22 protein-coding genes and 1 pseudogene are annotated in these 16,771 nt (G+C 38.5%); 15 read left to right on the top strand and 8 right to left on the bottom strand.

Going from position 1 to position 16,771, the window contains the following annotated elements; all coding sequences use genetic code 11:
• Position 1: 1 nt before the first annotated feature.
• Entirely contained in the window at positions 2 to 814 is an 813-nt protein-coding gene (pabC, locus tag K6I41_RS04675) for an aminodeoxychorismate lyase (protein ID WP_250375292.1), read from the bottom strand.
• A gap of 263 nt (positions 815 to 1,077) precedes the next feature.
• On the opposite strand from pabC, the gene K6I41_RS04670 reads away from it, so the two are divergent.
• The 6 genes from K6I41_RS04670 to K6I41_RS04645 all read left to right on the top strand — a co-directional run bounded on the left by K6I41_RS04670 (position 1,078) and on the right by K6I41_RS04645 (position 6,587).
• A complete protein-coding gene (locus tag K6I41_RS04670) occupies positions 1,078 to 2,085 on the top strand; it encodes a sulfate ABC transporter substrate-binding protein (protein ID WP_005307495.1) in 1,008 nt (335 codons plus the stop codon).
• A 30-nt stretch (positions 2,086 to 2,115) separates the two neighbouring features.
• Entirely contained in the window at positions 2,116 to 2,724 is a 609-nt protein-coding gene (locus K6I41_RS04665; RefSeq protein ID WP_005307497.1) for an RBBP9/YdeN family alpha/beta hydrolase, read from the top strand.
• An 80-nt stretch (positions 2,725 to 2,804) separates the two neighbouring features.
• Positions 2,805 to 3,638, top strand: coding sequence for a sulfate ABC transporter permease subunit CysT (cysT, locus tag K6I41_RS04660; RefSeq protein WP_005307499.1), 834 nt, complete (start codon positions 2,805 to 2,807; stop codon positions 3,636 to 3,638).
• Complete coding sequence (cysW, locus tag K6I41_RS04655; RefSeq protein ID WP_005307502.1) at positions 3,635 to 4,519, top strand: sulfate ABC transporter permease subunit CysW; 885 nt, start codon at positions 3,635 to 3,637, stop codon at positions 4,517 to 4,519. The genes cysT and cysW overlap by 4 nt, the downstream gene beginning before the upstream one ends.
• 11 nt (positions 4,520 to 4,530) lie before the next feature.
• Positions 4,531 to 5,592: a sulfate/molybdate ABC transporter ATP-binding protein gene (locus K6I41_RS04650; RefSeq protein ID WP_005307505.1), complete on the top strand. Its 1,062-nt coding sequence runs from the start codon at positions 4,531 to 4,533 to the stop codon at positions 5,590 to 5,592.
• Between the two features lie 71 nt (positions 5,593 to 5,663).
• Positions 5,664 to 6,587 (top strand): CysB family HTH-type transcriptional regulator, encoded by a 924-nt coding sequence (locus K6I41_RS04645; RefSeq protein ID WP_004790709.1) that lies wholly within the window; start codon positions 5,664 to 5,666, stop codon positions 6,585 to 6,587.
• Between the two features lie 89 nt (positions 6,588 to 6,676).
• Here K6I41_RS04645 and carO read toward each other — a convergent pair whose 3' ends face one another.
• Entirely contained in the window at positions 6,677 to 7,417 is a 741-nt protein-coding gene (gene carO, locus K6I41_RS04640) for an ornithine uptake porin CarO type 3 (RefSeq protein ID WP_151988368.1), read from the bottom strand.
• Positions 7,418 to 7,712: 295 nt separating this feature from the next.
• On the opposite strand from carO, the gene dapD reads away from it, so the two are divergent.
• The 8 genes from dapD (at position 7,713) to K6I41_RS04600 (ending at position 12,794) form a co-directional block, all read left to right on the top strand.
• Positions 7,713 to 8,534: a 2,3,4,5-tetrahydropyridine-2,6-dicarboxylate N-succinyltransferase gene (gene dapD, locus K6I41_RS04635; RefSeq protein ID WP_005307511.1), complete on the top strand. Its 822-nt coding sequence runs from the start codon at positions 7,713 to 7,715 to the stop codon at positions 8,532 to 8,534.
• Positions 8,535 to 8,612: 78 nt separating this feature from the next.
• Complete coding sequence (gene queE / locus K6I41_RS04630; protein ID WP_005307514.1) at positions 8,613 to 9,323, top strand: 7-carboxy-7-deazaguanine synthase QueE; 711 nt, start codon at positions 8,613 to 8,615, stop codon at positions 9,321 to 9,323.
• A gap of 40 nt (positions 9,324 to 9,363) precedes the next feature.
• Positions 9,364 to 10,032: a 7-cyano-7-deazaguanine synthase QueC gene (queC, locus tag K6I41_RS04625; protein ID WP_004790702.1), complete on the top strand. Its 669-nt coding sequence runs from the start codon at positions 9,364 to 9,366 to the stop codon at positions 10,030 to 10,032.
• 16 nt (positions 10,033 to 10,048) lie between these two features.
• Positions 10,049 to 10,465 carry a hypothetical protein gene (locus K6I41_RS04620; protein WP_003650267.1) on the top strand — a complete coding sequence of 139 codons (417 nt, stop codon included), beginning with the start codon at positions 10,049 to 10,051 and terminating at the stop codon, positions 10,463 to 10,465.
• Positions 10,466 to 10,564: 99 nt separating this feature from the next.
• Positions 10,565 to 11,251: a Dph6-related ATP pyrophosphatase gene (locus K6I41_RS04615; RefSeq protein WP_250375291.1), complete on the top strand. Its 687-nt coding sequence runs from the start codon at positions 10,565 to 10,567 to the stop codon at positions 11,249 to 11,251.
• A 19-nt stretch (positions 11,252 to 11,270) separates the two neighbouring features.
• Complete coding sequence (locus K6I41_RS04610; protein WP_151767145.1) at positions 11,271 to 11,732, top strand: peroxiredoxin; 462 nt, start codon at positions 11,271 to 11,273, stop codon at positions 11,730 to 11,732.
• Between the two features lie 117 nt (positions 11,733 to 11,849).
• Positions 11,850 to 12,419: a CAP domain-containing protein gene (locus K6I41_RS04605; RefSeq protein WP_250375290.1), complete on the top strand. Its 570-nt coding sequence runs from the start codon at positions 11,850 to 11,852 to the stop codon at positions 12,417 to 12,419.
• 12 nt (positions 12,420 to 12,431) lie between these two features.
• A complete protein-coding gene (locus tag K6I41_RS04600; protein ID WP_004790695.1) occupies positions 12,432 to 12,794 on the top strand; it encodes a glyoxalase superfamily protein in 363 nt (120 codons plus the stop codon).
• A 4-nt stretch (positions 12,795 to 12,798) separates the two neighbouring features.
• On the opposite strand, the gene K6I41_RS04595 is transcribed toward K6I41_RS04600, so the two are convergent.
• The 3 genes and pseudogenes from K6I41_RS04595 to K6I41_RS04585 all read right to left on the bottom strand — a co-directional run bounded on the left by K6I41_RS04595 (position 12,799) and on the right by K6I41_RS04585 (position 13,896).
• Complete coding sequence (locus K6I41_RS04595) at positions 12,799 to 13,179, bottom strand: nuclear transport factor 2 family protein (RefSeq protein ID WP_151821474.1); 381 nt, start codon at positions 13,177 to 13,179, stop codon at positions 12,799 to 12,801.
• Between the two features lies 1 nt (position 13,180).
• Positions 13,181 to 13,342: pseudogene (locus K6I41_RS04590) on the bottom strand (tautomerase family protein); the annotation flags it as partial.
• The gene (locus tag K6I41_RS04585) at positions 13,330 to 13,896 is read right to left on the bottom strand and encodes a nicotinate-nicotinamide nucleotide adenylyltransferase (RefSeq protein ID WP_128825156.1); all 567 of its coding nucleotides are present in this window, start codon (positions 13,894 to 13,896) and stop codon (positions 13,330 to 13,332) included. The gene K6I41_RS04585 and the pseudogene K6I41_RS04590, both read right to left, overlap by 13 nt.
• Before the next feature lie 109 nt (positions 13,897 to 14,005).
• On the opposite strand from K6I41_RS04585, the gene K6I41_RS04580 reads away from it, so the two are divergent.
• Positions 14,006 to 14,806: an enoyl-CoA hydratase-related protein gene (locus K6I41_RS04580; protein ID WP_250375289.1), complete on the top strand. Its 801-nt coding sequence runs from the start codon at positions 14,006 to 14,008 to the stop codon at positions 14,804 to 14,806.
• On the opposite strand, the gene K6I41_RS04575 is transcribed toward K6I41_RS04580, so the two are convergent.
• The 3 genes from K6I41_RS04575 to K6I41_RS04570 form a co-directional block, all read right to left on the bottom strand.
• Positions 14,799 to 15,119 carry a YqfO family protein gene (locus tag K6I41_RS04575; RefSeq protein WP_250375288.1) on the bottom strand — a complete coding sequence of 107 codons (321 nt, stop codon included), beginning with the start codon at positions 15,117 to 15,119 and terminating at the stop codon, positions 14,799 to 14,801. The genes K6I41_RS04580 and K6I41_RS04575 overlap by 8 nt on opposite strands.
• 68 nt (positions 15,120 to 15,187) lie before the next feature.
• On the bottom strand, positions 15,188 to 15,313 hold the full coding sequence (locus tag K6I41_RS19160; RefSeq protein WP_005307535.1) for a KGW motif small protein: 126 nt from the start codon (positions 15,311 to 15,313) through the stop codon (positions 15,188 to 15,190).
• Between the two features lie 200 nt (positions 15,314 to 15,513).
• A complete protein-coding gene (locus tag K6I41_RS04570; protein ID WP_250375287.1) occupies positions 15,514 to 16,719 on the bottom strand; it encodes a multidrug effflux MFS transporter in 1,206 nt (401 codons plus the stop codon).
• Positions 16,720 to 16,771 lie beyond the last annotated feature (52 nt).

Raw genomic sequence — 16,771 nt, 5'->3', positions numbered from 1 at the left:
ATTAATGAATCTGATTTAAGTTAAGGATATGAAATAAATCTATGCATGCCTGTGTTTCTAGCGTTTTCTCACCTAAATGAGTGACTACTCGCATAGGGTTTAAAGCATTACAAAAGAATAGACTTTGTATTTCAGATACTTCATCTAACTCAATTACACGTACTTCACAGGCAATACCATGGTGCTGCATACGCGCCAGAATTTCTGCCCGCATTACACCGTGGACGCCATTATAACGAAGTTCCGGAGTAATCCATCTATCATTTAAGCGAATAAAACAATTACTGCTGACCCCTTCAACAATATAACCTTGTACATCAGTAACTAATGCTTCAGCCCACCCTAGTTGATCTGCTTCTTTTTTTAGCAACACTTGTTCAAGACGGTTTAAAGATTTAAGCCCGACCAAGCTCGGCATGGTTAAACCTAAAGCCTGATTTAAAACACCACACTGTATAAAGTCTGGTTGAAATGGTTCTAAAGCTTTCGGATAAAACCAAATATAAATATCGGCGTCATGCTTTGGTAAGCTATAACCACGGTCGCCTTCACCACGACTAATCACAATTTTTAAAGTGCCGTTGAGTACAAGATTTTGCTTTTGTAATTGCTCTAAGCTCTGTTCTATGAGTTCAAAATCCGCAGTTAAAGACAGTTTTTGACATGCAAGTTTTAGTCGATCCCAATGCCTTTCTTTAAGTTCAATCTGATTTTGAAAAACACGGATTGTGGTAAAGCATCCATCTCCATAATGAAATGCTCGATCCAGTAAAGGAATGGTTTCAATAGGTTGCCCATTTTTAAAACACCACATGTTTAACCCATCCTATGCTTAAAACGACCCGACAATACAACACCTTTCATTTAAATATTAAATGACTGATTTTAAAAAATTATACCGATTTCGTATCTACTTTTGAAACTTGTTCTATATCAAGATTTAAGAATAACTTATCTATTTTTACTATTTCTATTTTTTTCATATTAAATTCGTTTTTTATTATTTTTTTAGAATAAAGACTAGCGCTATTCTGCGTTCATGTTTTGAACATTTCATATTTTTTGAGGACTTATCTCATGCGTTTTTCACAATTAAAAGTCGGGGTTATCGCTGCACTTCTGTCTGTTTCATCATTTGCAGCGCAAGAATTTTTAAACGTCTCTTACGATCCTACTCGTGAGTTATATACAGATTTCAATAAACAGTTCGGTACTTACTGGAAACAACGTACTGGTCAAGATATTGAGTTCAAACAATCACATGGCGGTTCTGGTAAGCAGGCGCGTGCAGTGATTGATGGCTTAAATGCAGATGTAGTGACATTAGCACTTGCGGCAGATATCGATGAAATTGCGGAAAAAGCAAAATTACTTCCAGCTGACTGGCAGAAAAAGTTACCGCAGAACTCTACCCCATACACTTCAACAATTGTGTTTTTAGTGCGTAAAGGTAATCCAAAACAAATCAAAGACTGGGGTGATTTAATCAAACCAGGTGTAGAAATTATTACGCCAAACCCGAAAACTTCAGGTGGTGCTCGTTGGAATTATCTTGCAGCTTGGGCTTGGGCAAAACATCAACCAGGCGGTAACGATGCTAAAGCACAAGAGTATGTTCGCCAAATTTATAAACACACTAAAGTTCTAGATTCAGGTGCACGCGGTGCAACCACAACTTTTGCTGAACGTGGTATTGGTGATGTGTTACTCGCTTGGGAAAACGAAGCATATTTAGCTACTCGTGAACAGCCGGGCAAATTTGAAATTATTACCCCATCTCTTTCGATTTTAGCTGAACCTCCAGTTGCTGTTGTTGAGAAAAATGCTGCGAAAAAAGGCAACTTAACGATTGCTAAGGGTTACCTCAACTACTTGTATTCGCCAGCCGGCCAAGAAATTGCAGCACGTAACTTCTACCGTCCACGCAACGCAGCCGTTCTTAAGAAATACAGCAACGTATTTAAGCCATTGAAACTTGTAACTATCGATAAAGAGTTTGGTGGTTGGACGAAAGTACAAAAGAAACACTTCGACAATGGTGGTGTTTTCGATCAAATCGTGAAAATCAATAGTACAGAGAAGTAATTCTTTGTACTAAAAATAAGGAGAACAGACATGATTCATACTGTAATTGTTCCAGGTGTAGGTGGAAGTGAACATCAGCATTGGCAATCTTGGTTGCAGCGTAAACTCGTGTCTAGTTCTCGTGTTGAGCAAAAAAACTGGGATAGACCTGTACTAAGTGAATGGGTTGAGCAATTCGTTAAAACGGTTCAAGCAGCACCAGCTCCTGTACAAATTGTTGCTCATAGCTTTGGTTGCTTAACAAGTGTTGCTGCTTTAGCTGAGCATCCAGAGTTAAAAAACCGGGTTAAGAAACTTATTTTAGTCGCTCCGGCAAATCCAGCACGCTTTGGGGAAGCAGGGTTTGCTCGACATAGTTTGACCGACTACAAAGATTATTTTCATCAATTAAAAATTGATGTGCCTACAACGCTCCTCATTAGTGAAAATGATCCATGGCTTGGTTTTTTTGATGCATTACAACTTGCGAAATCATGGAAATTAAACCCGGTTAATCTTGGTGAAGTCGGCCATATTAATGTTGCTTCAGGTTTTGGCCCGTTTCCAGATTTGCTGAATTATTTGATTCCAGAAGATTCGATGTGTAGCCACTCATCTATCGACCCGGTAAAAACTCATTTCTCTTTGAAATTTGCTTAATACCCAGCTTTATATCGCACCGTTTATCTTTATTTATTCGCTTACTGGTTTCAGCAGGCTTTTCTCTTTGAGGAAATATCATGTCGCAGCGATCCCGAGTGCTGCCTGGGTTTGGTCTATCTTTGGGCTTCACCCTCGCCTACGTTTCTTTTATTGTGCTTATTCCATTAGCCGCAGTCTTTATCAAATCATTTGGAATTGGATGGGACGGATTATGGGAAATTTTAACTTCTGAGCGTATTTTAAAATCGCTTCAGCTCAGCTTTAGTTCAGCTTTAATCGCAGCCTTTATTAATGTTGTGTTTGGGTTACTTTTAGCTTGGTGCCTTGTCCGTTATAACTTTCCTGGGAAACGCTTGGTTGATGCATTAGTCGATCTACCTTTTGCTCTTCCAACTGCAGTTGCAGGTATTGCGCTTACTTCACTCTATGCGCCCACTGGCTGGATCGGTCAGTATTTAGAACCACTTGGTATTCAAGTTGCATATACGCCAATCGGTATTACGTTGGCATTAATATTCATTGGTATTCCATTCATTGTAAGAACAGTACAACCTGTACTCAGTGATATCGAAACTGAACTTGAAGAAGCAGCTTCGGCACTCGGCGCAAATCGCTGGCAGACAATTACTAAGATTATTTTACCGATATTACTACCAGCCCTATTCACAGGCTTTGCTTTAGCATTTGCCCGCGGTGTCGGTGAATATGGTTCAGTTATTTTTATTGCAGGTAACCAGCCGTTTAAAACAGAAATTGCTCCGCTCATGATCATTTCACGCCTTGAAGAATATGATTATGCAGGTGCAACAACAATTGCTGCGGTCATGTTAGTTCTCTCTTTCATCATTTTATTTGCCATTAATTTACTTCAAGCGTGGGCAAACCGTCGTACAGGGAGAAATATCACATGAACCTACATACTGACAGCAATGCACTTGCGCTTAAATTGCAATCACGAGATGCAACACGCGAACCAACTTGGGTACGTTATACCTTAATTACAATTGCGCTGATTTTTTTCCTCAGTTGCCTCATGTTGCCACTCATTCTGGTTTTTGTAGAAGCATTTAAACAAGGACTTGAAGTCTATGTTCAGGCTTTGATTGATCCAGATACGTTATCAGCAGTGAAATTAACTTTATTAACCGCAGCAATTGCAGTGCCGATTAACGTGATATTTGGTGTTGCCGCAGCATGGGCTGTCTCTAAGTTCCAATTTAGAGGTAAGGCTGTTTTAACCACCATCATTGATATGCCTTTTTCAGTTTCACCTGTTATTGCAGGTTTAATGATTGTACTTATTTTTGGTGCTCAAGGTTGGTTTGGCGGCTGGTTAATGGACCATGACATTAAGATCTTGTATGCAGTACCCGGAATTGTTTTAGCAACCATCTTTATTACAGTCCCTTTTGTAGCACGTGAGTTAATTCCACTCATGGAAGCTCAAGGAACAGAGGAAGAAGAAGCCGCGATTGTATTGGGTGCCTCAGGCTGGCAAACCTTTTGGAAAGTGACACTACCTAACATTAAATGGGGTTTGATTTACGGCGTGATTTTGTGTAATGCCCGTGCAATGGGTGAGTTTGGTGCAGTATCGGTAGTTTCTGGCCATATCCGTGGTGAAACCAATACCCTGCCACTTCATGTCGAAATTTTATATAACGAGTACACCTTTAGCGCAGCGTTTGCCGTGTCCTCATTGCTTGCTTTTTTAGCCCTATTAACGCTGGTATTGAAAACGTGGTTAGAACTACATCAAGACAAACCAGAACCACATTCAACTGATTCGTAAGGAATGAAATCATGAGTATTCAAGTTAAAAATATTGAAAAACACTTTGGTGCATTCCATGCGCTTAAAAATATTTCTCTAGATTTTCCGGAAGGTGAACTGGTTGCCCTACTCGGCCCATCTGGTTGCGGTAAAACAACCCTCCTTCGGATTATTGCAGGATTAGAATCAGCTGATGGTGGTCAAGTGCTACTTGAAGGTGAGGATGCGACCAATGTACACGTACGCGAGCGTCAGGTTGGTTTTGTATTTCAGCACTATGCTTTATTCCGTCACATGACAGTATTTGACAATATTGCATTTGGTTTACGTGTTCGTCCTCGTGCAACACGCCCTTCAGAAGCTGAAATTAAAAAACGTGTTACTCGTTTACTTGATCTAGTTCAGCTTGGATTTTTAGCAGACCGCTACCCTGCTCAGCTTTCTGGTGGACAGCGTCAGCGTATTGCTTTAGCCCGTGCTTTGGCAGTAGAGCCACGAGTCTTATTGCTTGATGAACCATTTGGTGCGCTAGATGCTAAAGTCCGTAAGGAATTACGCCGCTGGTTACGCAACTTGCATGATGAATTGCATATTACGTCAATCTTTGTAACCCATGATCAGGAAGAAGCACTTGAGGTTGCAGACCAAATTATTGTAATGAATAAAGGAAATGTCGAGCAGATTGGCTCACCTCGTGAAGTTTATGAAAAACCTGCAACGCCATTTGTATTTGATTTCTTGGGTCAAGCAAATCGTTTTGAAGGTGAACATGCCGGCGGTATTATTCGTATTGGCAATGACCGTATTGAATTACCAACGGCAGTTGAGGCACCTCAAGGAAAAGTGATTGCTTTTGCCCGTCCAGATGAGTTACATATTCACTCGCAACCGCAAGCGAATACGATTGAAGCGACTTTTGTACGTGAAATCTGGATTGCTGGAAAAGTTGTGGCGGAATTACAAGACCGTAATGGACGTTTAATTGAAATTGCTCTGAGCAGTGAAGCTGCAAAATTACATGCATTTAAACCGAATCAAACTGTTTGGGTGAGTGCATCTCAATTGCACTTATTTGCAGATCAAGTTGCTTAAGAAATATATTTGGTGAGGGAATATCTTGCGGAACTAAAGCAATTCCTCACCTCTTTTGAGGAAAAGTGTGAATGAACTTTCAACAATTAAGAATTATCCGAGAAACTGTACGCCAAAACTTTAACTTAACCGAAGCATCGGCTGCACTCTACACGTCTCAATCGGGTGTAAGTAAACATATTAAAGATCTAGAAGATGAGCTAGGTGTACAGCTTTTTATACGAAAAGGTAAACGTCTTCTAGGTTTAACAGAACCAGGACAATCTCTTCTTGGCATCGTTGAACGCATGTTGGTTGATGCTGAAAATATTAAACGCCTTGCAGAAGATTTTAATAAAGTTGATGAAGGCACATTAACGATCGCAACAACCCATACTCAAGCACGTTATGTGCTACCTCCGATCGTAAACCAATTTAAGAAGCTATTTCCTAAAGTTCATTTGATTTTACAACAAGCTAGCCCTGTTGAAATTTCAGAAATGCTCTTACAAGGTGAGGCGGATATTGGAATTGCCACAGAGTCTTTAACAACTGAAGAAAATCTGGCTAGTATTCCTTACTATCAATGGCAACACAGCATTATCACACCGCAAAATCATCCTTTAGTAAAGGCAGACAAGATTACACTTGAACTTTTAGCGGACTACCCACTTATTACTTATCATGGTGGTTTTACAGGTCGCTCTAAAATTGACAAAGCTTTTGAAGAAGCTCACCTAGATGCAGATATCGTAATGTCTGCTCTTGATGCAGACGTTATTAAGACTTATGTCGAATTGGGCATGGGAGTCGGAATTGTCAATGACGTGGCCTATGACACAGAACGTGATCATCGTTTAAAACAGACTAAAACTGATATTTTTGGTGTCAATACGACATGGATTGCAGTTCGCAAAGGCCATCTACTACGCGGTTATGGTTACGAGTTTATTTCCTTATGCTCACCTGATGCCGATATCAAAGCACTTAAGAAAATTGCTTACCCAGATGAATAAAGATTTAAAAATAAATAAAAGAGCTTTTTAGCTCTTTTATTTTAGGAGATGCAAAAAAAACGAGCCGTAGCTCGTTTTTCTTTTAGATCTTACCAGTAGAAGTTCACACCAACTTTACCAACTGGTAACCATTGGTATTTATCGTCATTCGCGATTTTACGAGCTTCCGCATTTACTGCTTCTTCAAGTGATTGATCACCAGTAGTAGTCGCTGAACCTGTTGAAACAAGTTTAACTGTTGGGTTACCAGTGTAGTAAGCACCTACTTCACCAAATACGCCCCAGTTTTTATTAATTTTAGGTGCAAAACCAAAACCTAAATATGGAGCAATGTCATTTTCATAAGACATTTTACCATTAATTTTTACTCCGCCCTCATTAGCAAGAAAGTCTTGGTTATTGACACGGAATGAACGGGTCGCATCAACATTACGAGATAAATCGTAATCATTATCAAGATATGCTGCACCAGCCGCTACATATAGGCCTTGAGCCCAACGGTTAGTACTTGCACCCCATGGACGAATTTCAGCATTTAAATAAACATTGTTGTTATCCATATCGATGTCATAGGTTGAGCCATTAACTTTTACGTCATCAGACCAAGAAATGTCACCACCGTTATAACCAAGTGCTAAACCTACATATGGGTTTGCTTGCCACAATAAAGCACCACCGTAACCAGTTGTACCTACCTCAGCACGCGCCCCCACAGGAATTAATTGGTTTTTGTCAAATGCGTAGCTGTCATGAACAACTGCTTCATCTGCCATTACAGCACCAGCAGCGAATAAAGCTGTTGTTGTTACTAAAACACGTAATGCTTTCATAGTTTTCTCCTCAAAAAGGCTCTGTTTTTAATTTATTCATCTTGTGACTGAAATCATAATAAAGAGAGCTTAGAGTCTTTTTTATACAAAAAGTGGTAGATTTCTGTTATTTTTTGATACAAATTGAGTTAAATTTTTATTTTCAAATCATTTTTGTGTAAAAAACACTTGATTATCTAATAAGCTTATTTTCATTTACCTCATTTATATCCTCAATTAAACGTAACACGTTTTTTCAAAGATTCTTGTCACAAATTAGTGTAAAATCTTTAAAATTTTTTATGGAAGGAAGATCATGTCTCAGCTTTCTACGATCATTGAGCAAGCATTTGAAGACCGCGCAAACTTTACTGCAGCAGATTGCTCAAGCGAAATCCGCCAAGCTGTTGAAGAAGCAATTGCTGGTTTAGATAACGGTACACTTCGAGTTGCTGAAAAGATCAATGGTGAATGGGTTGTTCACCAATGGTTAAAAAAAGCTGTTTTATTATCATTTAAATTAAATGACAATAAACCAATCGAGTCATGTGATCTTCGTTTCTACGACAAAGTTGAAACTAAATTCTCTGGTTGGACTGAAGAACAATTTAAAGCAGCAGGTGTTCGTGTTGTTCCTCCTGCTGTAGCACGTCGTGGTAGCTTCCAAGCTAAAAACGTAGTGTTAATGCCTTCTTATGTAAACATTGGTGCTTATGTAGATGAAGGCACAATGGTTGATACATGGGCAACTGTAGGTTCATGTGCACAAATCGGTAAAAATGTTCACTTGTCTGGTGGTGTAGGTATCGGTGGTGTTTTAGAACCATTACAAGCGAACCCAACCATTATTGAAGACAACTGCTTTATTGGTGCGCGCTCAGAAATCGTTGAAGGTGTGATTGTTGAAGAAGGCTCAGTTATTTCAATGGGCGTTTTCATTGGTCAATCAACTAAAATTTATGACCGTGCAACTGGTGAAGTCCATTATGGTCGCGTTCCAGCAGGTTCAGTTGTTGTAGCAGGTAGCCTGCCGTCAGCTGATGGTAAATACAGCTTATATGCTGCAATTATTGTGAAAAAAGTTGATGCGCAAACACGTGCAAAAACAAGTTTGAACGATTTGTTACGCGCTGACTAATTTCAGTTTGATCAAACATCTCTACGGTCAACACTGATCGTAGAGATTTTATTTTTTATATAGTGTGGTATTTCTAGAATGGCTTCCTTACGTTCCTCTGCAATTCCTGTCTCAGACCCTGCGTCCGGTTTACGCATTACCGAGATTTTTTACTCGTTGCAGGGTGAAGCAAACGCCTCTGGCCTACCGACTGTATTTATCCGTCTAACGGGCTGTCCATTACGTTGTAGTTATTGTGATACCACTTATTCTTTTGAAGGCGGTGAACGTTTTTCACTTGAACATATCATTGAAACAGCTACCCAATATCAAACACCTTATATTTGTGTAACGGGTGGTGAACCACTTGCACAGCCAAACTGTTTGATTTTATTACAACGTCTATGTGAAGCTGGCTTTGATGTTTCTTTAGAAACCAGTGGCGCGCTCGATGTCTCAAAAGTAGATTCGCGTGTTTCTAAAGTTCTTGATTTAAAAACGCCAACTTCTGGTGAGGAACATCGTAATCTCATCAGCAATCTTGATCATTTGACTGCGCACGATCAAATTAAATTCGTCATTTGTAACCGCGAAGATTATGAATGGTCAAAGCAGCAAGTTGAAAAATATCAACTGCATAAAAAAGTCAGTACCGTTTGGTTCTCCCCTGCCTTTGCAGTTGAAAAAGGTGCTGTTGGCCTGCCACGTCTAGCACGTGATCTGGCACAGTGGATACTTGATGATAAACTCCTCGTTCGCTTCCAACTTCAGTTACATAAACTGCTTTGGAACGATGAATCAGGTCGTTAATCACTCAATAAAATAAATCATTCCGAATATGGAGAAAAATATGCGCCCTCGTGCCATTGTTTTGCTTTCAGGCGGCTTAGACTCAACCACTTGCCTAGCTTGGGCACAAGCACGCTATGAATGTATTGCTATTAGTTTTATGTATGGCCAACGCTCAACGACTGAACTAGATGCAGCAAAAGCATTAGCTCAACGTGCAGGTGTTGAACATCGTGTAATTAATATCGATTTGGCGAATTTAGGTGGATCTGCACTTACAGACCACAACATTGCCGTACCAGAACAGTTACAAGAAGGTATTCCTGTAACTTATGTACCAGCGCGTAACACTATTTTCCTCTCTTATGCTCTAGCAGCAGCTGAAGTATTTAATGCCGAAGCGATTGTTATTGGTATCAATGCTGTTGATTATTCAGGATATCCTGATTGTCGTCCTGAATTTATTGATGCTTTTGCGAATATGGCACGCTTAGCAACTAAAGCTGGCGTAGAAGGAAAACCACTTAAGTTTGAAACACCACTGTTACATTTATCCAAAGCGAATATTATACGTTTAGGGATTGAACATGGCGTAGACTATAGTCAAACGGTATCTTGCTACCAAGCAGATGCTCAAGGACGTGCGTGTGGCAAATGTGACAGTTGCCGTTTGCGTAAAGAAGGCTTTATCGAGGCTGGTGTTGCCGACCCAACACGCTATATACCGTAATAAGTAGGTAAAATTTATGAAGTTGTTAAAATCAAATCTTATTCTTTCATCTTTGTTTTCAACAGTTGCTCTTATGGCTGGTGCAGCACATGCTGCCGAAAACCCAGTTCAAGCAGCATATAAAAGTACCAACGTTAAAGGTGCATTAGTTAACGTTTGTAAAGATCAAACAGCTAAAGGCGGCAAACTAAGTTCATCTGAAGTTAGCAAATTCTGTAGCTGCCAAGTTGAAGCACAAGGTAAAGTGACTGAAGCACAAAAATGGGAAATCCAAAGTGCAATCAATGCGAAGAAAAGCCCAAGCTCTCTAGGATTTGTACAACAACAAAACCGTGATCTTAAAGCATGTTTCGGTCCTCAGTTAACAACTAAACTTGAAAAATTAACTGAAGATGCAATGAAAGCTGCTCAACAACAAGCTCCTAAAAAATAAGCTTTTGTTATTCCAAATTAAGCCTGCATTTATGCAGGCTTTTTTGTAGCTCTGTTAAAATGATCTTATCGAACTTGAACAATTCACCTGAAATAAACCATGCAAGAACAATGGAAAACCAACGCAATAAATAAGGCCTCTATTGTCTCCTTCAGTGGCGGTAAAGACAGCTCCCTTGCACTCTACCATGCAATGAAAACTGGCACGGTGAGTGGGCTCATTGTCATGTTGGAAGAACAAGGTCAGCGCTCTCGTTCACATGCTATGCCACTTGATATTATTCAAGCACAAGCTAAAGCAATCGGCTTACCCGTATTTATGGCTTCATCAAGCTGGAATGACTATGAAGCTAAATTTATTGAATTACTCATTCAGGCAAAACAACAAGGTGTCGAGGTACTTGTTACAGGTGATCTAGATATGCCTGAACATGGGTGTTGGCATGATCGGATTACTCAACAGGTGGGACTTAAATTAGGAATGCCTCTATGGCTTCGTCCACATCGCGAAGTTGTTGAAGAATTTATCAATCTTGGTTTCCATAGTGTGCTTGTAACAGTGAACTTAAAACTAGGAATGACAATTCAAGATTTAGGAAAAACTTTAACCTTAGAATATATAAAAGAACTTGAAAACCGTGGTATTGATCCATGTGGTGAAGGCGGTGAATTTCATACCACTGTGATTGATGGCCCAATTTTTAACAAACCAATTCCTGTAAGAAAGCTCGATATTGTTTATCATGAAGAATATGCTTTTTTACCACTTGAATTAGATCAAATTTAGCTTTTTTGAAGGATGAGAAATGACTGACAATATCCAATTACCAAATCAGGTATTCCCAACAACACAAGGTGAAGTGAACTTGACTGAGGTCGAAAATGAATGGTTAATCATTTACTTCTACCCTAAAGATTCAACTCCAGGATGTACAACACAAGCTGTTGGTTTTTCTTGTCTAAAAGATCAGTTTGAAGCTTTAGGTGCTCGTATTTACGGTGTTTCGCGCGACTCAGTAAAAGCCCACCAAAATTTTACAGAAAAGCAGGCACTGACTATTGATCTGATTAGTGATAAAGAAGAAGTACTGTGTAAACACTTCGATGTGATTAAAGAAAAAAATATGTATGGCAAAAAAGTAATGGGTATTGAACGCTCTACTTTCATTTTCCATAACAAAACTTTAGTTAAAAGCTACCGTAAAGTTAAAGCTGCTGGACATGCAGAACAAGTTCTAGAAGACTTAAAAGCCCTTCAAACAGCCTAATAAAATTAACAAACAAAAAGCGAGTTTCACACTCGCTTTTTGTTTGCAAAGCATTACCCAATACTTTGACTTTGGCGTATCATAAAAACATTAGAATAATTATTTTAAGGCAATGATATGAGTCTACTCAAAACCTGCTCTTTGCTGCCTACTACTCTTTTTATTGGTGCATGTAGTGCAAATACATTAACAATATCCACTGATAGCACCACATCAATTGCTCAAATTCAAAACAATTCCAATGAAATAAGCTGCCAAGATTTACAAAACCCAGCCTATCAACAAGCTGTATTGAGCACAATTAATCAGATCCGACAGCAATCACGTCAATGTGGCCAACAGTATTTCCCCGCAACTAAACCGTTGAGCTGGAGTAATAATTTATATAAAGGCGCACTTTCTCATAGTGAAGATATGGCTGCACACAACTTTCTCGGGCATGTTGGCTCAACAGGTCTGGACTTAAAATCACGTTTGAAAATTTACAATACCCTTGGTAAAGCCAATGGTGAAAATGTCGCTAGTGGCCAAAAAACTTTAGGGCAAGTTATGTCTAAATGGCTAACAAGTCCCTTGCATTGTAGTAATCTAATGAATCCAAAATTCACAACTTACGCAATCGCGTGTGCTTCTGATCAGTCTGTGAAGCAAAAGAGTTATTGGACTCAACAATTTGGTACGCGTTAAAAGGAAAAAATGATGCAATCTGGTTCAATCACTCCAATTTTAAGAATTTTTGATGTTGATTTAGCTCAATCATTTTATCTTGAGTTCTTAGGTTTTCAGCTTGATTGGCAACATCAATTTGAAGATAACTTTCCATTATATTTACAAATTTCTAAAGATGATTGCGTTATTCATTTATCCGAGCATTTTGGTGATGCAAGTCCACATAGTGCAATCCGTATTTATTGGGAACATATTTATGAGCTGCACAGTGAACTAAGCAAAAAAGATTATAAATTTTCTAAACCTCAGGTTGAAAAAACAGATTGGGAAACACTTGAACTCAGCATCACCGATCCTTTTTCCAACCGAATTATCTTTTGGGCAGATGCTTAATCATTTAGTCCGCTAAAATTTGATAATGGAATACTTTCGATATAATTCTCCATTGATCATCTTCAAACACAAATGTAAGTGCATCATAAAAATATTTAGGGTGGATAATGCATTCAACATGGACTAGCGCCAACCGTTCATGAATCAAATTGATTGAACTGATTTTATCCTGTCGTGTTTGTTGCTTTGAAGCTGGAGAAATCCGACTCGCAACAATTGGAAAATATTCAGCCATGCTAAGTCGTAGTACGGGTTGCTCGGTTACATTGATATATATGGCATCAGGATGAAAAACATTATTTAAAAGTTGCACATCACAAAAATACAAACCATCAAAATATTGTTCTAGTTGTTTCTGAATCTCAGTAATCGGATTATTTTGCATTTTAAGTACTCAAACTTTGTCTTTTTCGTATCGCAGAAACAGTTTCACCTGCAACACCCCAGTTATCAGTTTCAACTTCATCAATGACTACAAATGTAGTTGCAGGATCTTTATCAAGTACACGAACCACAAGCTCTGTTGCTTCTTGAATTAATTTAGATTGGTTTTATCATCTATAAGATATTTGCGCTGGAGTTCAGCATAAATTTCAGTTTCTTTAAATTCATCTAAAAATTTAATCGTTCCTACAGGGAAAAATTCCGTTTGGATTTCACCACGATAATAAGCTTCACGCATTGGTGTTGCCGAAATTGAATCTTTTAAGCTATCCAGCTCAACCATAATCCATTCAGGAAACAGTCTCAAATAATAGGAAGACTCGTCTTTAAAATGTCCGATCAAACCAACTTTTGAGTTAGGTTCAATTACGCCATTCACTAAAGATTTGACTTGTTTCACCCACTTTTCGTCATTATAAACATCTACCACATGTACAAAACGGATGCGTTTTTGTTCTTCTAGAGAAAAATTTGACAAGATCATTTGCTCACGCTCTATTGCTAAGAACGGATTTTTAATATTACGTTCCATTTGAGCAGAGCCTAGCGCCAAAACCACATAATGGCTTTGTTGTAAGGCAATTTCAATTGTCTGCATATGAGCCAAATGAAATGGTTGAAAACGCCCTATAAAAACGAGATAGTCAAATTTATACATAATTAGATTTTCACTTTTTATGAACTCATTAGTAACGCTCATTACAAAAAATATGCGCCATAATGAGAACCTAAAAATTAACAACGTGGTTTAAAGCAAGGATAGTACGATGACACTTAGCTGTATTCAACAACCTCATCAACATTTAAACGCAAATTTAGAAGGTGGCGTACTCACCTTAGCCATAAATCGCCCAGATGCAAAAAATGCACTCTATGGCGAACTTTATTTATGGATTGCCAAAGCACTGAATGAAGCCGACCTTCATAAAGATGTTCGTGTAGTTATTCTACGTGGTGTTGAGCAAGATTTTACCGCTGGCAATGACATGAAAGATTTTATGGGTTTTGTACAAAATCCAAACATAGGTCTAGCTGGAGAAGTTCCGCCATTCGTTCTACTTAAAGCGGCTGCCAAATTCTCAAAACCACTTCTTATTGCAGTAAAAGGTGTGGCAATTGGAATTGGCGTTACGATTTTATTACATGCAGACTTGGTTTTTGCTGACAACACTGCCCTATTCCAAATTCCATTTGTAAGTCTTGGCCTTTCTCCAGAAGGTGGTGCAAGTCAATTACTCATTCAACAAGCGGGTTATCACAAAGCAGCTGAGCTTCTACTTACTGCAAAAAAATTCAATGCTGAAACCGCAGTACAAGCTGGCTTAGTTAATGAAGTAGTTGAAGATTCTTACGCATCTGCTCAGGCAACAGCTCAGCATTTAGCAGCTTTGCCTCTTGCATCATTAAAGCAGACAAAAGCGCTTATGAAACATAATTTAGAGCAAATTATTGAATGTATTGATCATGAAGCTGAAATCTTTATGCAGCGCGTTCACTCACCTGAAATGCTAGAAGCAGTACAAGCATTTATGCAAAAACGTAAACCAGATTTCTCTCAGTTTAATTAAAATCAATTTCTATGATTTGAATAAACTCAAAGGCAGGCTCTTCATAAGGATGGCTTGCCTTTAATGCTTTCGTTACAGCCTTGGCATTTTCTTCAATTACAATTGTTTCTACACGCCACTCATCAACTTGTTCGAGTTCACCTAGCTCTCCGATATAAGGATCGGCTCCTTTGACTGGCTTAAACTGCCCTATTCCTTTCACTTGCCATGCACAGTGTTCATAATTACCGATACCACCTGCACCAGCAGAGAAAATGGCTTGTTTAGTCGACTCAAGATGTGACTCAGGTACGTAATAAATCAGCTTTAACATGGGCAAAATGACTCAAAACTAGCGAACTTGCTTTAAATCATACCGTTAAAAAAGCCTCAGAATCAAAGTCAGCTCATCATTACTAAATAATTTGCTCCAATAAAGAGGATTTGAATCGCAAGCGCTAAGCCAAATAAACGCCAGCCCATATCTTTTTTATAAAACGTTTTTATGTGATTTTCATTTTTCATCATTTTGATCTCCGATTTTTTATCGTTGTTACAGAGAAAGCAAAAATTGAACCAACCTTAAATAAAGCATAAGGGGTTAAATAGTAAGCTGTCTATACTCTTATACGTTTTTTTAAAATGCTTCAAGAGCTTCAACAATCCATATACAGCTATTACTTTGAAGAAATTTGAAAATTCAGTGATTTATTTTCATCCCTATAATTTTAAGCGTCCGATTTCTTTAAATATCTATTCTCATATATTGTCATAGCGAAAGCCAAACCACACAAAATGACAAAACCACAAGTCATTGGAATTAATGTACCGTTATATAACTGCCCAATAATAGAGGCAAGAATAAGTGACAAGACAGAGGAAGCTGCACCAATAATAGCCGATGCCATTCCAGCGACATGCCCCATTGGTTCCATCGCAATCGCGTTTAAATTACCAAATAGAGTTCCAAATAATAAAAATAAAATACAGGCATAAAGCATAAACATCCAGAATGATACAACCACGCCTAAAAGCTGAATTCCCAAGAAAATCAAAGAAATTAAACACAAGCCTAAAAAGCCATAAATACAGATTGGACGCATACCAAACTTCATAACAATTTTAGAGTTTGTAAATGAGGCGATTCCCATCACACCAGCAAGCACGGCAAAATAAGCACTAAATTCTTGTCCTGTTTTACCAAACTGTTGCATAAAAATTTGTTGAGAAGTTCCTAAATAACCAATGAATCCACCAAAGCAAAAACCGGCACATAGCAAATAGCTCATGGTGGTTTTATTACTTACAACTTCTTTAAAGCCCTCTTGAAATGCTTGCAACCGCATAGGTAAACGATTTTCAGGAAGTAATGTTTCTTCTAATCGTAAAGCAACCCATGCTCCAATCACTGTGGCATAAACCATATATAAAACAAAGATCTCACGCCAACCAAAGAAATGAATAATGAGCTGCCCTAAACTCGGTGCAACTGCTGGAGCCACCATAAATACCATCATGATTAAAGACATGATGCGAGCCATTTGAGCTCCGCTGTATTTATCTCTAACAATTGAAATCGTAGCAACATAAGGCCCTGAAACGCCAATACCTTGAATAAAGCGTCCAACTAAAAACCACTCAAAACTTTGTGTTGTAAAGCACAATAAACTTCCCAGAAAATAAATAATAATTCCTGTGAATAAAATGCGTTTACGCCCAATCGCATCGGATAGAGGCCCCGCAATGAGCTGCCCAATGGTCATGCCAGAAAAGATACCAATGATGACCCACTGTGACTGATTATTATTTTTTAATTCAAAAATACGTCCAATCTCGCCTAAAGCAGGCAAAACTGCATCTATCGAAAAAGAAACAATCGACATGAGCAATGCCATGAGCAATGCAAATTCACGGAAATGGATTTTTGATTTCATTTTTCTTCTCTACTATTTATTCTATTTACATTGTACTACATACAAATAAGCC

This window comes from Acinetobacter sp. AS23 (assembly GCF_023612055.1).
GTDB lineage: Bacteria > Pseudomonadota > Gammaproteobacteria > Pseudomonadales > Moraxellaceae > Acinetobacter > Acinetobacter oleivorans.
The sequence above is the reverse complement of the archived record's forward strand: the minus strand, read 5'-3'. Positions and strand labels throughout refer to the sequence as shown.

Bases quoted from the DNA above. Each gene is read 5' to 3' on its own strand.
- K6I41_RS04605 (WP_250375290.1), top strand. From the start codon at position 11,850: ATGAGTCTACTCAAAACCTGCTCTTTGCTGCCTACTACTCTTTTTATT.
- K6I41_RS04610 (WP_151767145.1), top strand. From the start codon at position 11,271: ATGACTGACAATATCCAATTACCAAATCAGGTATTCCCAACAACACAA.
- cysT (WP_005307499.1), top strand. From the start codon at position 2,805: ATGTCGCAGCGATCCCGAGTGCTGCCTGGGTTTGGTCTATCTTTGGGC.
- K6I41_RS04650 (WP_005307505.1), top strand. From the start codon at position 4,531: ATGAGTATTCAAGTTAAAAATATTGAAAAACACTTTGGTGCATTCCAT.
- K6I41_RS04620 (WP_003650267.1), top strand. From the start codon at position 10,049: ATGAAGTTGTTAAAATCAAATCTTATTCTTTCATCTTTGTTTTCAACA.
- pabC (WP_250375292.1), bottom strand. From the start codon at position 814: ATGTGGTGTTTTAAAAATGGGCAACCTATTGAAACCATTCCTTTACTG.
- K6I41_RS04600 (WP_004790695.1), top strand. From the start codon at position 12,432: ATGCAATCTGGTTCAATCACTCCAATTTTAAGAATTTTTGATGTTGAT.
- queE (WP_005307514.1), top strand. From the start codon at position 8,613: ATGGCTTCCTTACGTTCCTCTGCAATTCCTGTCTCAGACCCTGCGTCC.
- K6I41_RS04645 (WP_004790709.1), top strand. From the start codon at position 5,664: ATGAACTTTCAACAATTAAGAATTATCCGAGAAACTGTACGCCAAAAC.
- K6I41_RS04615 (WP_250375291.1), top strand. From the start codon at position 10,565: ATGCAAGAACAATGGAAAACCAACGCAATAAATAAGGCCTCTATTGTC.
- K6I41_RS04665 (WP_005307497.1), top strand. From the start codon at position 2,116: ATGATTCATACTGTAATTGTTCCAGGTGTAGGTGGAAGTGAACATCAG.
- K6I41_RS04570 (WP_250375287.1), bottom strand. From the start codon at position 16,719: ATGAAATCAAAAATCCATTTCCGTGAATTTGCATTGCTCATGGCATTG.
- K6I41_RS04585 (WP_128825156.1), bottom strand. From the start codon at position 13,896: ATGTATAAATTTGACTATCTCGTTTTTATAGGGCGTTTTCAACCATTT.
- cysW (WP_005307502.1), top strand. From the start codon at position 3,635: ATGAACCTACATACTGACAGCAATGCACTTGCGCTTAAATTGCAATCA.
- dapD (WP_005307511.1), top strand. From the start codon at position 7,713: ATGTCTCAGCTTTCTACGATCATTGAGCAAGCATTTGAAGACCGCGCA.
- K6I41_RS04595 (WP_151821474.1), bottom strand. From the start codon at position 13,179: ATGCAAAATAATCCGATTACTGAGATTCAGAAACAACTAGAACAATAT.
- carO (WP_151988368.1), bottom strand. From the start codon at position 7,417: ATGAAAGCATTACGTGTTTTAGTAACAACAACAGCTTTATTCGCTGCT.
- K6I41_RS19160 (WP_005307535.1), bottom strand. From the start codon at position 15,313: ATGATGAAAAATGAAAATCACATAAAAACGTTTTATAAAAAAGATATG.
- K6I41_RS04580 (WP_250375289.1), top strand. From the start codon at position 14,006: ATGACACTTAGCTGTATTCAACAACCTCATCAACATTTAAACGCAAAT.
- K6I41_RS04575 (WP_250375288.1), bottom strand. From the start codon at position 15,119: ATGTTAAAGCTGATTTATTACGTACCTGAGTCACATCTTGAGTCGACT.
- K6I41_RS04670 (WP_005307495.1), top strand. From the start codon at position 1,078: ATGCGTTTTTCACAATTAAAAGTCGGGGTTATCGCTGCACTTCTGTCT.
- queC (WP_004790702.1), top strand. From the start codon at position 9,364: ATGCGCCCTCGTGCCATTGTTTTGCTTTCAGGCGGCTTAGACTCAACC.